The sequence below is a fragment of the Pseudomonadota bacterium genome, assembly GCA_036141575.1.
Classification (GTDB): Bacteria; Pseudomonadota; Alphaproteobacteria; order UBA2136; family JAPKEQ01; genus JAPKEQ01.
In genome coordinates this window covers 38,552-52,208 of sequence record JAYZXF010000001.1, presented here as the reverse complement: position 1 = coordinate 52,208, position 13,657 = coordinate 38,552, and the positions used below count along the sequence as shown (strand labels likewise).

Below are 13,657 nucleotides of genomic sequence, written 5' to 3'. Positions count from 1 at the left end.
TTGCTGTTGTTGGCTTTCGTTTCCGTTTGCCCCGTCAGCGATGTGGAATATAGCCATACCCCCCTCACATGTCAACACCCAATTTTCAAAAAAATGCACTTTTTTCGTTTTTTTTTGTTTTTTAAAAAACTGTGTCCTTTTGAATACAGAGATAACCTAGCAAAACCAATAGGTTCTGTAGTTTGGTTTGACAGACAAAAAAATGAAGCGCAATGATAAAAAAATGAGAACTTTGTACAAAACATCTATTTTTGGTCTTTTCCTTCTGCAAAATGCGGCATGGGCGAGTGCCGATTTACCCGAAATTATCATCGAACAGAACTTTCATTTAGGATCTGGTGACACCCTTGCGGAAGCTTTGCAGGAAAAAACACCTCTTAAAGGAAGTACTCTTTATGGTGCGATGCATGCCCTTAATAAAGAGTACCGTCTCAGCAAGCTAAAAAGCGGCCAAGAGTTTAAAGTCTCTTACACCCTTCCAGAAGACACCCCTATAATAAGGAATATATCTTTTGAGACACCAGACCATCATAGTGTCTCTGTAAACATGACAGATGACGGTGTAAAGATTGCCAAAGAGAAGATTGAGCTCTTCGAAAGTAAGTCTATTGCCATTGGTAAGATTGAGAGCTCTCTCTATCAGAGTGCTGTAGATGCAGGATTGCCTGATGCGCTCATCCCTGCTTTTGTAAACCTGTTCTCTTGGGATGTAGACTTCACACGTGAGATTCGTAAAGGCGATACCTTTAAGATTACTTATATGCAGAAGATAGACGCGGACGGTAAAATTCGTGACAACGGACCAATCCTCGCAGCGGCGATGACAGCCCGCGGTAAACCACTTGATGCCTTTCGCTTCCATACAGGTAAGAAGTACGACTACTTTAATAGTAAAGGTGAAGGACTTCGTAAATCCCTCCTTAGAACACCTTTAGATGTCGTACGCGTAACATCGCACTATAACCTTAAGCGTAAGCACCCTGTGCTTGGCTATACGCGCGCGCACAGAGGTACAGACTTTGGTGGCCCTGTAGGTACACCTATTAAGGCCAGTGGTGATGGTGTGGTAGAACGCGCGAACTGGTATGGTAGCTTTGGTAACTATGTTCGCATTAACCATGGCAATGGCTATAAGACAGCTTACGCTCACCTGAAAGGCTTTGCCCGAGGCATTAGAGCCGGCAAACGCGTAAAACAAGGACAGACGATTGCTTACCTTGGGAACACTGGTCGCTCAACAGGCCCTCACCTTCACTATGAAGTGCATAAGAATGGCAAACAAGTAAACCCGCTAAAAGTTGTCCTACCTAAGAGCAAGCTTCCAAGGAAGAAAATGGCAAGCTTTAAAGGCACCGTTTCTGAAATGGTTGCCCTATGGGATAAAGAAGAGAAGAAGACTATTCAACTCGCTTCTCAGTAAAGTGCCTTATAGAGGACTCTAAATACCCCTTAAATCCTTCTTGAAGAAAGACGTCACTGTGCCCACCGGGCACAGTGACTGTTAGGGGTTCAACCACAAGCGCTTTCATCAACCTATCAGAATGCGCCTTGGGCACCACAATATCCTGCTCTGCAATAAGAATAGAAACAGGCTCTGTCACCTTCTTTATAAAGTCGATAGATTTAAAACTATGCTTTACAAGTAAATGTACTGGTAACCATGGATATTTGGCCTGCCCGAGTGCAGCCATACTATCAAACGGCGTAATCAACATCGCGCCAGCAGCCTCTCTATGAGCGACAACATAAGACGCCACGCTACTCCCTAGGCTTTGGCCATAAATGACAATCTCTTTATGAGGGAATGCTTCCTTCACTTGATCAAAGGTCACAAGAGCATCAGCGAGAACCGCCTTCTCACTTGGAAGGCCTTCACTATTGGCATATCCCCTATAGTTTACACCCACCACATCATGACTTGGTAGCAAGCGGTGAACATTACCCGCAACAACGAGCGCATCTTGAGAGTTTCCTGAAAATACGAGAATGAGAGCACTTTGAGAGTTACTCCCTTTTATATAGGCACCATCTAAAGTAATAGAATCTTCAACTTTCACCTTAAAAGGCTCAGCACCCGGCATATCTGAAACCTCACGTACAGGCGTATCATACCCACGCGCAAAGATAATCCAATCTTGGTTAAAGTATGTGTAGCTTGCTGCAAGCAGGTAGGCCCCTGCCAGAATCAACAAGCCACTATATAAAACAGACATTGTTATAGCCCTTTACTTAAGCACGGGCACGATCATCAAGCTCAGGTGTTTCCACCAGCTCCATACCTAGCTCTTGTTCAGCTTTAGCCAGAGCCTGTGCATAAACATCTTGCGGACGACCACGGCCATCAATCGTGACCCAAGCACGCTCATTATCACAAGGGAGTACAAGGTCTTCCTTTTCAGGATACCCCTTTTCACGTGCAATACGGTTCTTATCCTCAAGGATATCATCATTTCTGTTTTCAATCTGATCAAAAACATGCGGCGTCATATCACTCGCATCAGGGCCACCTTGCATGCGTTCATGCACACGATCAGCTGCCACATCACGAGGTACATCTAAGAACACACCAACAAATTTTGCACCACAGCTTTCTGCGAGCTCTTCAAACTCTTTACGGATCATATAACTTGTTGAGGTTGCGTCAACAACCACGCTCTTACCTGCATAAAGAACCTGAGACACTTCATCTTCCATATTTTCTCTATGCTCTACTGTATAATCAATCGCCCCTTCTGGGATATTGCCGTCTTCATCCCTTTTAGGAGGTAAATAGTATTTAGGATCTAAGCGTTCATGAACATCACACTCAAATAGAGCCTTACGGCGGGCATCACTGGACAGGTTGACAGCCCCCATGTCACTGGCCATTTTTTTGGCAACGGTACTTTTACCACTGCCAGAGCGACCACCAATCACAATAAGAACAGGCTGCTCTTCTTCTGGGTACACCTTAAGTTCATCCATAATTTCACGGATTGATGCGCCCTCATAAGCCATCTCATTAATATCATCAATTGATGCCGGTATATGTGTTGAATCTAGCATGTATGTCCTCCCGTACATTTCCCTACCTAAAATTATGAAGAGAAGCACAAATAAAAACAGGCCCTGTAGCAGACAGGGCCCATAACATTTTGATTTATTTATACAGCTTGTTGTACCGGCTGCTGCACAGAGAGTTTAAGAGTATTCTTATCAGCTGAAACCAGCACAGCTTGCCCCTCCATGATTTCACCTTTTAGAATCAATTCAGCCAGCTTATTCTGCAACTCTTTCTGAATGACACGCTTTAGCGGCCTTGCCCCATAAGCAGGGTCATACCCCTCTTCTGCAAGAAAAGCCTTTGCCTTATCATCAAGCTCAAGCGTTATTTCACGTTCAGCAAGCATACCTTTAAGGTGTTTCAGTTGCACCTCAACAATCCCAGACATCACGCCTTTATCGAGTCTATTAAAGAGAATCATGTCATCCAAACGGTTGAGGAACTCTGGCTTAAAGGCGCTGCGAACAACATTCATCACATCATCTCTTGCCTCTTCAGCATTTTGACCATCCTTAAGAGCCACCAAATGCTCAGCCCCAAGGTTAGACGTCAGAATAATCACCGTATTCCTAAAATCAACTGTACGGCCTTGACCATCTGTTAAACGGCCATCGTCCAGTACCTGTAGCAGAACATTGAAGACATCAGGATGCGCCTTTTCAACCTCATCAAACAGGATAACGCTATATGGCCTGCGGCGCACAGCTTCTGTAAGCGCACCACCCTGATCATAGCCCACATACCCTGGAGGCGCTCCAATCAGGCGGCTCACAGCATGTTTCTCCATGTATTCGCTCATATCAATACGCACCATAGCACTGTCATCATCAAATAAGTATTCAGCAAGCGCCTTGCAAAGCTCTGTCTTACCCACACCTGTCGGGCCTAAGAATAAAAATGATCCAACAGGACGGTTCGGATCTTGTAGCCCTGCTCTCGCACGGCGTACCGCTTCACTTACAGCGCTTACAGCTGCAGTTTGCCCAATCACTCGCCCACCAAGCAACTCTTCCATTTGTAGAAGGCGCTCTTTTTGACCTTCAAGAAGCTTATCAACGGGAACTCCTGTCCATGCGCTCACTACTTTGGCAATATCATCAGAGGTCACTTCCTCACGAATCAAACCACTTTGACGGCCTTCAGCCTCAGCCTCTGTCACTTGAGTGAGTTGCTTTTCAAGCTCTGGAATACGCCCGTACTGAAGTTCAGCAACTTTCTCCAAGTTATTCTCACGCATCGCAACTTCAAAGGCACTACGGGCTTCATCCAACTCTTCCTTAATACGCTTAGACCCTTCAATAAGGCGTTTCGCCTCTTGCCACTGCTTTGAGAGTACATCAGATTCAGCCTGTAGCTCATCCATTTCCTCTTTCAGAGCTTTCAAACGCTTCTTAGAAGCCTCATCCTTCTCTTTCTCAAGCGCAGTTTGCTCAACCTTAAGCATTGTAAGTCTACGGTCTACTTCATCCAAAGCCTTAGGCTTAGAGTCAATCTCCATACGAATCTGTGCTGCCGCCTCATCCATAAGGTCGATTGCTTTATCTGGCAGAAAGCGCCCTGAAATATAACGGTCAGAAAGCTTTGCCGCACTCACGAGCGCACCATCAGCAATACGTACACCGTGGTGAACTTCATACTTTTCTTTAATCCCACGCAAAATAGAAATGGTCTCATCAGCTGTTGGCTCTTCAACCAACACGCTCTGAAAACGACGCGCTAGCGCAGGATCTTTCTCAATGTATTTACGGTATTCATCTAAAGTTGTTGCACCAACACAGTGGAGCTCACCACGAGCAAGAGCAGGCTTTAAGAGGTTGGAGGCATCCATTGCCCCTTCTCCACCAGCACCAGCGCCAACAAGCGTATGTAGCTCATCAATAAAGAGAACAATGTCACCACCTGCGTCTTCTACATCTTTCAGAAGCGCTTTTAAGCGTTCTTCAAATTCACCACGGAATTTTGCACCAGCCACAAGAGCGCCAAGATCAAGCGAGAGTACGCGCTTACCTTTTAAGTTCTCTGGCACATCTGAGTGCACAATGCGTTGAGCTAAGCCTTCTGCAATGGCAGTTTTACCGACACCAGCCTCACCAATCAGCACTGGGTTGTTTTTGGTACGACGAGATAGCACCTGAATCACACGGCGAACCTCGTCCTCACGGCCAATAATTGGGTCCTGCTTCCCTTCACGAACACGCTCAGTCAAATCACGGGTATACTTAGACAAGGCATTTTGTGCATCTTCCGCATGCTTACTTTCTGCTGCCTTCCCTCCACGTTCATGCTTAATTGCTTCTTCAAGGTTAGAAACCTTCAGACCTGCCTTTTTCATCACAGCCTGCGCATCACATTTTTCTTTTACCATTGTAAGAAGAAGAATATCCGCAGCAACAAAGGCATCTTGCCATTTTTCACTTTCTAGTTCAGCCTTTGCCATCACTTTAGCAAGGTCACTATCCATCATCAGTTGAGCCCCCTCAACCTCCGCATAGCCACCAAGGGCTTTACTTGCTGCTACAACCAGCTCATCAGCAGAAACACCTGCCTTTTCAATTAAGCGCTTCGCATAGCCTTCTTCATCTGCTAAAAAGGCCATTAAGGCATGCACAGTGGTAATACGCTGGTGATTCTTTTGCAGCGCAAGTGTTTGCGCATCCCCAACAAGGCGCACAACTTTTTCTGTTAAGCGATCAATATTCATCATTTTCCCTCTTATCATTTTATATAGGTATATCTGCCCTACATGTAGATTATGGGAATTTAGCACTCTAATGTCAAGAGTGCTAAAATGAGTTTTATGGATTTATCATATATATTATGGTAAAAAGCCTGCACAACATAAGGAGAAAACTATGCTACTTAAAGGAAAACGCGGCCTCATTATGGGCGTAGCCAACGAAAGATCACTTGCTTGGGGTATTGCTAAGCAAGCTCACGAACAAGGCGCAGAACTTGCTTTCACATTTGCAGGTGAAGCTCTTGAGCGTCGTGTAAAGCCACTGGCAGACTCAGTTGGTAGCAGCGTTGTTCTTCCTTGTGATGTTACTTCAGACGCTGATATTGCACGTACATTTGCAGACCTTGAAAAAGAATGGGGCAAACTAGACTTTGTGGTTCATGCCATTGCCTTTAGTGATAAGAACGAACTTCAAGGCCGTTACACAGATACATCTCGTGAGAACTTCAAAAACACAATGGATATTTCATGCTACAGCCTCGTTGCTGTAACAAAGGCTGCTGAACCACTTCTTAAAGATGGCGGCAGCGTGCTTACACTCTCTTACTACGGTGCTGAAAAGGTTATTGCCAACTACAACGTTATGGGTGTGGCTAAAGCTGCTCTTGAAGCAAGCGTACGTTACCTAGCAGCAGACCTTGGCCAAAACGGTATTCGTGTTAACGCACTGAGCGCTGGCCCAATCAAAACACTGGCATCAAGCGGTGTTGGCGGCCTCAAAGGCATTATGGGTGCTTATGAAGAGATGGCTCCACTCCGCCGTAACGTAGACCAAGAAGATGTTGGTAAAAACGGCGTTTACTTGATTAGTGACCTATCAAGCGGTGTAACAGGGGAAACTCTATACGTAGATAGCGGCGTGAACATTATGGGTTACCAACCTAAAGCCAGCTAATCTCTCTCATATTCAGAGCACGCGTCAGGACAATGTTCCGCAAACATGGCGCGTGCTTCTCTATGCATACGAAGTGATCGATATGCGATATCCTTTTCTACATGGTTTTCAGCTTGGCTGAGGTAATAGTTATAGGTCTTCCTATAAGCAGAAGCTTTATATTCCCCATCTAAATCTGGACGATATTTTTCATCAAATGGAGGCATTTTCGTTTCCATAAACTCTCGCCATGCTTCTTTTTGCTGATGTGCACATGTATGCCCTTTTGCAATATGGCGGGCATACTCAGCAACTTCAGTTGTGCCACACATTTCAAGCTGAGGCTGAATTTCTAGTAATACGTCATCAACCATTTCAGAAAATTCAGTCTCTTGGCCTTTCCACCTCAGAGGCTTCTCATACCCGTTTTTACCGAGCTGTTGAATAGAACGAGCAACATCCCCTTGCCACATACGAGGCGTCTCTTCCATATCGCCTTGCTGTGCCTTCATCACCAATGCCTGATAAATTGCAGCCGTTGCTGCCACTGCACGTGGGTCAGATGTGCTATCACAGATCATCAGCTCTAAGGTTTCAGGTCGAGGAACCTCTAACCCATAAGAATTTTTAACGGTATTTGTTCTAAAAGCAGGCGTTTCTTCTAGGCCGTGCTTATCTTTTGTCCACTTAGAACGTTCAACCATACGCATAGAATAATCTTGTGCCTGCGCATCTCCAAATGGGCTAGACATTGTTAAACCTGCAAGCATAGGCACATAAGGCAATAATTTGCGCGCGATATCTTTTCTGGCAGCTTCTTCCATTTCAGCATGCAAATGCAAACCAGAACTATAACTTTCAGCATCTGATTCCAATTGTCCATCAGGCGGGAGCCCAGAGAACATCATCCTTTGGTTCACATCATTTAACTTAATTTTTCCATCGACAGGGTTATCTTGCATACGGCTGGCATATTGAGCCCTATAAAAGGTTGTTGTCATATGCTGCAAATCTTCAACGCGCTCACTCAAGCTCATCACAGTATCAATGACATCCGCAGAAGGTTCTGACTTAACCTCAAAACGGTTATATGTACCAGCCTCCGGATCATACAGTTCAAAATCAAACTCATCTTGACGATCTTTTTGGCTGATATAGTTAACCAGCCCAGCAGAGATATGTTGTCGTGTTTGAAATTCACCGCAATGGGTTACGCAGCCTTCTAGCTCAAGGCCAATTTTAGGAATATTTGTCGTCGCATGTATATCTGACATGCGGAAGATATAAGAACGACATATGGGGATATCAAGCTTTTAAAGCTTAAATATGACGTTGAATCAGCTTACTTTTAATAAATGATGCGACAGAGATAGCATCACTATGCGGCATAAAGCTGGTTTCTTTATGCTTTTCAGCCAAATCAACCACACGACCAGACGTCAAAAATCCATCATAAAAGCGCTTTAACTTAGGAATACTTTGCGCCTGCTCCAAGTCAAACGCATAAACAGGAGCTGACGTCGCGCAAGATTCACTCAACATACTCACACTCTCGGCTGTCACTACAATGTTATCTGCAAGAGCCAGCATACCGAAATAAGGGTTTTCGCCTTCTCCATCATAAAAGTAACTATCGAGTTTCTCAAAGTGCGCCTTTAGCAGCTCATTTTCAGTGTAACCTGTACGACGAGATGTTGTTACCAAGTAGCGCACGTCTTCACCAAAACGCTCTGAAAGTTGAGCTTTCAGCTTTTCAACACTACTCTTGTTAAAGGTAAATTTCTTGCTATTTCCACCAATAATGACTGAAATAAGCATTTTCCCTTCAGGGTTCAGCGTTTTCTGCCATTTTTCCTTTTCAGAAGTTAGCTTTTCTGTAGAAATACGATGCGGTGCGCCCATTGTTGAAACCACATTACGCGCAGCTTTTGGACGGTCATGCTCAGGAATTGCCAGCACCATAAAGCCACCCTGCCCGCCTTTAGGCTTCATCATATGCACAAGCATTGTATCTTGACGCTTCATTTTGACCCATTTTGCAGCTGTAGAAACATGATAGCCAGTACTTACAATCATATCTGGGTATGGGCCAACTGGGAGCTTTTTAAAATACCAAGACGGATAAAGCCACTGTAGAAGTTTGCCAAAAGGACGCTTTTCAAGACGAATCACTTGCGGGGTAATACCCAAAGCCTCACATACACCTAAACTTTGATTTTCATGACCAGGCTTGCCATCAGACAGAACCCAAACATTGATACCCTTCAAATAAGCATCAACATCAAATTCCATTAAGCTTTCTCCGCATGGAGCAGAAACTCTTTATTGCCATCACCGCCGCGTACTGGGCTGTCCATGAGATCTTTAACTGTGTAGCCTTCATCTTCAAACATGCTTTTCACACTCTGGATGGCTTCTTCATAAAGAGATTCATCCTTAACAAGGCCACTTTTATTAATCGCTTGTGGAGAAAGCTCAAACTGAGGCTTCACAAGGCAAACAATCTCTTTAACCGTCGTAATTTCTTCAAAGACAAAAGGCAGAACTTTTGTGCATGAAATAAAGCTTAAATCAGAAACTAAAACAGTTGGCTTAGGGTCAAACTGACCAGGCATAAGGTCCCGACCGTCTGTTCTAGACATATCTACAACCTGTGGAAGAGCTTTTACTTCTGAAGCAAGCTGATCTGTTCCTACGTCTACAGCATACACCTTCTCAGCGCCAGCTTCACATAGCACCTGAGTAAACCCGCCTGTAGATGCACCGATATCAATGGCAACCTTACCTTCTACAGAAATATTCCACGTATCCAGCGCCTTTTTAAGCTTTAGCGCCGCACGAGACACATAAGGGTGATCCTCTTCTACAGTCACTTCATAAGGGTCCGTGTTAATAGAAGGCTTTTTGGCAACCTTACCATTCAGCTTCACAAGGCCGCTTTTCACCATTTCCTGTGCACGAGCTCGGCTACGTGCATAACCATTTTCATAAAGGTATACATCTAAACGCATAATTTTCTCTCCTTAGTGGCCACTTAGTGGCCGCGCGCCACAACAAACTGCGCAAGAATACGAAGAATGTCTGCTTTAGGGCCGTAATGCGTCAGGTTCTGAATCGCCTGCTCACACAACATACGCGCTTGGTTTTGCGCCCCTTCTACACCCAGAAGGCTTGCAAACGTTGCTTTGCCGCGTTCAACATCTTTACGGACTTTCTTGCCAACTTTATCTTCGCTGCCAATTTCATCTAAAATGTCATCAACCATTTGGAATGCAAGACCAATGTTACGGGCATAGTTCGTGAGGTGCATGCGGTCAGAAGCCTTGGCACGATCTTCGTTCAAAATCAAACCACACTCACAACACGCACTAAATAGAGCGCCCGTCTTCTTACGCTGTAAGCGTGCAAGCGCGCCCTGGTCAAGCTCTTCCATGTCTTCAGCCAGCATATCAATCATTTGGCCACCCACCATACCTTGCGCACCAGAAGCTTTTGCAAGTGTATTGACAAGGCTTGAGCGAATACGCCCCTGCGGGTGCGTCTTCTCATCTGACATAATATCAAACGCGAGTGTTTGCAAAGCATCGCCGGCAAGCACTGCTGTCATTTCATCAAATTGCTTATGGTTTGTTGGTTTGCCGCGACGTAGATCATCGTCATCCATGCAAGGCAGATCATCATGAACCAATGAGTAAGTGTGCAGAGACTCAATAGCTGCTGCCACACGAATCGCATGGTCACGATCGCCACCAAAAATATCATTTGTTGCCATGACCAAAACAGGACGCAAACGCTTACCGCCAGAAAATACGCTATAGCGCATGGCTTCAAACAAACGGCTTTCTTCATCTTCCGATGGCGCAGGAATCACCTTATCTAGTACACCTTCCACATCAATAGATGTTTCCGTCACGTACTCCTCAAGGACTTTCAAATCCTGTTCTGTAATCAATTCAACAGTCATTAACCGTTAAGCTCCGTTTTTTCTGTTGTGAGCACACCGCCCTTTTCAACAATCTTTTCAATCTTCAGCTCAGCTTCATCCAAAAGCTTTTTGCAGTGGTTATGTAGCTTCATGCCTTCTTCAAATGACTTCATTGCCTCTTCAAGAGGAAGATCACCTGCTTCTAGCTTCTGAAGAATACCTTCAAGGTTTTTCATGCCATCTTCAAAGCTCATATCTTTTTTCTCAGCGCTCATATCTTAGCCCTCTTTCTTTAACATTTCTGGATAGCCTTTGTTTGCAATATGCACATCATACCACAAACACAGAGAAAGCAAACGAAACACCACAAGCGCCTGCTTTTGGCTAAGCTTGCCAGCACTCAACCATTTTTCAAGCTCACTGCGTTCGATGTAGTTCTCAAGCCATTCACTTGATTTAAAATATTGTGAAAGATTCTCTGTACGGTTAGAAAGCCAATGTGCAATCGGTACACTGAAGCCACGCTTTTTACCAAAGAGAGACTCTTTAAACGTGAGATATCCCCCTTTAGAGAATTTACCCGCCACGACGTGTGAAAGCCATGTTTTCACAAGAAGTTTACCGACTTTCCCTTTCATCTTTAAATGGCGTGCGAGTGAAAAGCCAAAGTTAGAGACCTGCTTATCTACAAAAGGCACACGACCTTCAAGGCCATAAGCCATTAAAGAACGGTCAAGCTTGAGGAGAAGATCATGTGGAAGCCAGCCTGTAATATCTTGCCATTGTTTCTTTTGCAGAGAGTCTAGCTCCATTGGTGCATCAGATTTTTGAAGCTGAATTTCATTTTTAAAGAGCGCAGGAAAACGCTGGCTATCATTCTTCTGTTTTTTGAACAGTCCCTTCCAGAAAGGCTTTCTATAGCGGCTGTATCCAGCAAAGAACTCATCTCCGCCTTCACCGCTTAGCACCACAGTCACATGCTGCGAGGCAAATTCAGAAAGCTTAAGGACTGGAAGAATGGCGTAATCAGAGCACCAGTCATCCATATGTTGCACCATAACTGGCAGATACTTCCAAAAATCTTCTTCTGAAAAGCTGATGTTTTGATGGTTGGCACCGAGGGCATCTGCCACCTCTTCTGCAAGGCCTGTTTCATCAGGCACGTCGTTACTATCAAAACCAACAGAAAAACTATTTACCTGCTTTTCATGTTCAGCCATGGCTGTTGTCACAGCAGAAGAATCTACGCCACCAGAAAGATACACACCAAACGGTACATCTGACTGCATATGCTTTTCCACACTCTCCATGAAAATATTATCAAACGCGTCTAAGGCTTCGTCCATCGTTGCATCATAAGGCGCAGTGCTCAGCGCAGGAATAATTGAAGACTCAATCACTTTGCCGTCTTTTAGTGTCAACACTTCACCAGGGCTTAAGCGCTGAATGCCTTTAAAGAGAGTCTCTTTACCACCTGTCCAATTTTGAACGAGCGCTTCTGAAAGCTTCTCATCATTCAGCTGACGCTTCACCCACCCTGAAGCCAGAAATACATTCGGCTCTGAAGCGAAACCTACACCAAGACCTGTTTCAGCAATATAAAGTGGCTTAATACCAAAGGCGTCGCGTGCAAGGGTCAAAGTTTTCTCTTGAGTATCGTAGATAGCGAGGGCGTACATACCGCGCAGCTTATGGAAAACTTCTGCGCCAAGCTCTGCAAATAGGTGTACAACAGGTTCACAGTCTGATCCTGTCTTACAAGCAATGTCTTTTTGGGAAAGCTCTTTTTGCAAGTCTTTATAATTATAAATCTCACCGTTACCAATCAGCACATAGCGACCGCATTGACTCCATAAAGGCTGGTCACCATGTTCTACATCCAAAATAGAAAGGCGTGTATGAATAAGCAGCGCCCCCTCTTCTGTATGTACCCCATGACCATCTGGCCCACGGTGATGCATCGTTTGTACAGCGCCTTGTGTCAGGCCCTCTAAGTGGCTTTCAGAAAGGCGTGCACCGCTTTTAAAAAGATATCCTGCTATTCCGCACATATACGCTCGTAAAACTCCAAGTACTTCTTCATAATCACATCTTCCCCAAAGTTCTCTTTCAGGAAAGCACTCCCCTCTTTAACCATGCCCTTTGCAGCCTTATCATTACCCAACATTGTTTGTAATTGAGAGACACAACCATCCACATCATCAATATCAAATAACAATCCTGTTTTCTCATGTTGAATCAAGCTCTCAGGCCCTTTAGAGCGCGCCGCTACCACAGGTTTTTCGTGCGCCCAAGCTTCCAGTACAATATTGCCGAGAGGTTCATAACGAGACGGCGCAAGCCAGATGTCGCTCGCAGCCACAAATGGTGTAATGTTATCTTGCCAGCCCATAAAGTGAATACGACCATCAACATTAAGTTCAGAAGCCAACCTTTTAAGATTATCTTGTAGGCCACCAGAGCCAACCAAAATCATATGCGTATTTTCAGGAAGTTTTGAAAGTGCACGAATGGCCACATCAAATGCTTTGACTTCATGCAAACGGCCTGCGCAAAAAATGACCTTGTCACCTGTTTTCAAATTTAGAGAAGCACGAACTTCATCACGTTTTTTCTGCCAGCCCTCTTCTGGCATCACAGGGAAGTTAGAAAGATAATGTATCTTCTCTTCAGGCCAACCTTCTGTCTTCATGTAAGCACAAATATCTTCTGTGTTCCCAATCAAATGGTCACAGTTTCTGTAATATTTAAGATTATAATAACCACCCATACGACCAGCGACAGGTGCGCTCATTTTTGGAAGCTTTTGACCTGCACGATTCATCCACACCTGTGAAAAATCAGGTTTAAATTCATCTGATAATGAGTTGATTTTACTTCTAGTTTTAAAATCAAAGATCGTTCCAAAAGGAAGTTCGTGCAGAATCAAATTTGACGCATTCAGCTGTTTTGAAACCCAACTTTTTTCACGCACAACACAGTGCACATCCATATGCTTAGAAAGTGCATTAACAAAACGCACATAGAAGGCCTCAGCTCCACCAGAGCCTTTCGCGCCAATAATCTGCAAGCAGGATT

12 protein-coding genes are annotated in these 13,657 nt (G+C 44.6%); 2 read left to right on the top strand and 10 right to left on the bottom strand.

All coding sequences use genetic code 11. From position 1 onward, the window contains the following. Positions 1-223: 223 nt before the first annotated feature. A complete protein-coding gene (locus VX730_00230; protein ID MEC9290811.1) occupies positions 224-1,420 on the top strand; it encodes a peptidoglycan DD-metalloendopeptidase family protein in 1,197 nt (398 codons plus the stop codon). On the opposite strand, the gene VX730_00225 is transcribed toward VX730_00230, so the two are convergent. From VX730_00225 to clpB, 3 genes are all read right to left on the bottom strand, one after another. Next, the gene (locus tag VX730_00225; protein MEC9290810.1) at positions 1,398-2,213 is read right to left on the bottom strand and encodes an alpha/beta fold hydrolase; all 816 of its coding nucleotides are present in this window, start codon (positions 2,211-2,213) and stop codon (positions 1,398-1,400) included. The two genes, VX730_00230 and VX730_00225, sit on opposite strands and share 23 nt — an antisense overlap. A 16-nt stretch (positions 2,214-2,229) precedes the next feature. Continuing rightward, a complete protein-coding gene (locus VX730_00220) occupies positions 2,230-3,045 on the bottom strand; it encodes an AAA family ATPase (protein MEC9290809.1) in 816 nt (271 codons plus the stop codon). 98 nt (positions 3,046-3,143) lie between these two features. Continuing rightward, complete coding sequence (clpB, locus tag VX730_00215; protein ID MEC9290808.1) at positions 3,144-5,744, bottom strand: ATP-dependent chaperone ClpB; 2,601 nt, start codon at positions 5,742-5,744, stop codon at positions 3,144-3,146. 151 nt (positions 5,745-5,895) lie between these two features. Here clpB and VX730_00210 point away from each other — a divergent pair, with 151 nt between their 5' ends. Then, complete coding sequence (locus VX730_00210) at positions 5,896-6,675, top strand: enoyl-ACP reductase (protein ID MEC9290807.1); 780 nt, start codon at positions 5,896-5,898, stop codon at positions 6,673-6,675. Here the strand turns inward: VX730_00210 and VX730_00205 are convergent. Genes VX730_00205 through VX730_00175 form a run of 7 tightly spaced genes read right to left on the bottom strand, consistent with a single transcriptional unit; the run spans position 6,672 to position 13,649 of the window. Further along, positions 6,672-7,928, bottom strand: coding sequence for a hypothetical protein (locus VX730_00205; protein MEC9290806.1), 1,257 nt, complete (start codon positions 7,926-7,928; stop codon positions 6,672-6,674). The two genes, VX730_00210 and VX730_00205, sit on opposite strands and share 4 nt — an antisense overlap. A 46-nt stretch (positions 7,929-7,974) precedes the next feature. Then, positions 7,975-8,946: a mitochondrial fission ELM1 family protein gene (locus tag VX730_00200; protein MEC9290805.1), complete on the bottom strand. Its 972-nt coding sequence runs from the start codon at positions 8,944-8,946 to the stop codon at positions 7,975-7,977. Beyond that, on the bottom strand, positions 8,946-9,665 hold the full coding sequence (locus VX730_00195; protein ID MEC9290804.1) for a TlyA family RNA methyltransferase: 720 nt from the start codon (positions 9,663-9,665) through the stop codon (positions 8,946-8,948). The genes VX730_00200 and VX730_00195 overlap by 1 nt, the downstream gene beginning before the upstream one ends. 23 nt (positions 9,666-9,688) lie before the next feature. Next, positions 9,689-10,618, bottom strand: a complete 930-nt coding sequence (locus VX730_00190) for a farnesyl diphosphate synthase (GenBank protein MEC9290803.1) — start codon at positions 10,616-10,618, stop codon at positions 9,689-9,691. Continuing rightward, entirely contained in the window at positions 10,618-10,854 is a 237-nt protein-coding gene (gene xseB, locus VX730_00185; protein MEC9290802.1) for an exodeoxyribonuclease VII small subunit, read from the bottom strand. The genes VX730_00190 and xseB overlap by 1 nt, the downstream gene beginning before the upstream one ends. A 3-nt stretch (positions 10,855-10,857) precedes the next feature. Next, positions 10,858-12,630, bottom strand: coding sequence for an asparagine synthase (glutamine-hydrolyzing) (gene asnB / locus VX730_00180; protein MEC9290801.1), 1,773 nt, complete (start codon positions 12,628-12,630; stop codon positions 10,858-10,860). Further along, positions 12,618-13,649, bottom strand: a complete 1,032-nt coding sequence (locus tag VX730_00175; GenBank protein ID MEC9290800.1) for a glycosyltransferase — start codon at positions 13,647-13,649, stop codon at positions 12,618-12,620. The genes asnB and VX730_00175 overlap by 13 nt, the downstream gene beginning before the upstream one ends. Between the last annotated feature and the right edge of the window lie 8 nt (positions 13,650-13,657).

What these genes read in the sequence shown, in the direction of transcription:
- VX730_00190 (MEC9290803.1), bottom strand. Translation starts at nt 10,618, where the DNA reads ATGACTGTTGAATTGATTACAGAACAGGATTTGAAAGTCCTTGAGGAG.
- VX730_00225 (MEC9290810.1), bottom strand. Translation starts at nt 2,213, where the DNA reads ATGTCTGTTTTATATAGTGGCTTGTTGATTCTGGCAGGGGCCTACCTG.
- VX730_00195 (MEC9290804.1), bottom strand. Translation starts at nt 9,665, where the DNA reads ATGCGTTTAGATGTATACCTTTATGAAAATGGTTATGCACGTAGCCGA.
- VX730_00220 (MEC9290809.1), bottom strand. Translation starts at nt 3,045, where the DNA reads ATGCTAGATTCAACACATATACCGGCATCAATTGATGATATTAATGAG.
- VX730_00210 (MEC9290807.1), top strand. Translation starts at nt 5,896, where the DNA reads ATGCTACTTAAAGGAAAACGCGGCCTCATTATGGGCGTAGCCAACGAA.
- xseB (MEC9290802.1), bottom strand. Translation starts at nt 10,854, where the DNA reads ATGAGCGCTGAGAAAAAAGATATGAGCTTTGAAGATGGCATGAAAAAC.
- VX730_00205 (MEC9290806.1), bottom strand. Translation starts at nt 7,928, where the DNA reads ATGTCAGATATACATGCGACGACAAATATTCCTAAAATTGGCCTTGAG.
- VX730_00230 (MEC9290811.1), top strand. Translation starts at nt 224, where the DNA reads ATGAGAACTTTGTACAAAACATCTATTTTTGGTCTTTTCCTTCTGCAA.
- clpB (MEC9290808.1), bottom strand. Translation starts at nt 5,744, where the DNA reads ATGAATATTGATCGCTTAACAGAAAAAGTTGTGCGCCTTGTTGGGGAT.
- asnB (MEC9290801.1), bottom strand. Translation starts at nt 12,630, where the DNA reads ATGTGCGGAATAGCAGGATATCTTTTTAAAAGCGGTGCACGCCTTTCT.
- VX730_00200 (MEC9290805.1), bottom strand. Translation starts at nt 8,946, where the DNA reads ATGGAATTTGATGTTGATGCTTATTTGAAGGGTATCAATGTTTGGGTT.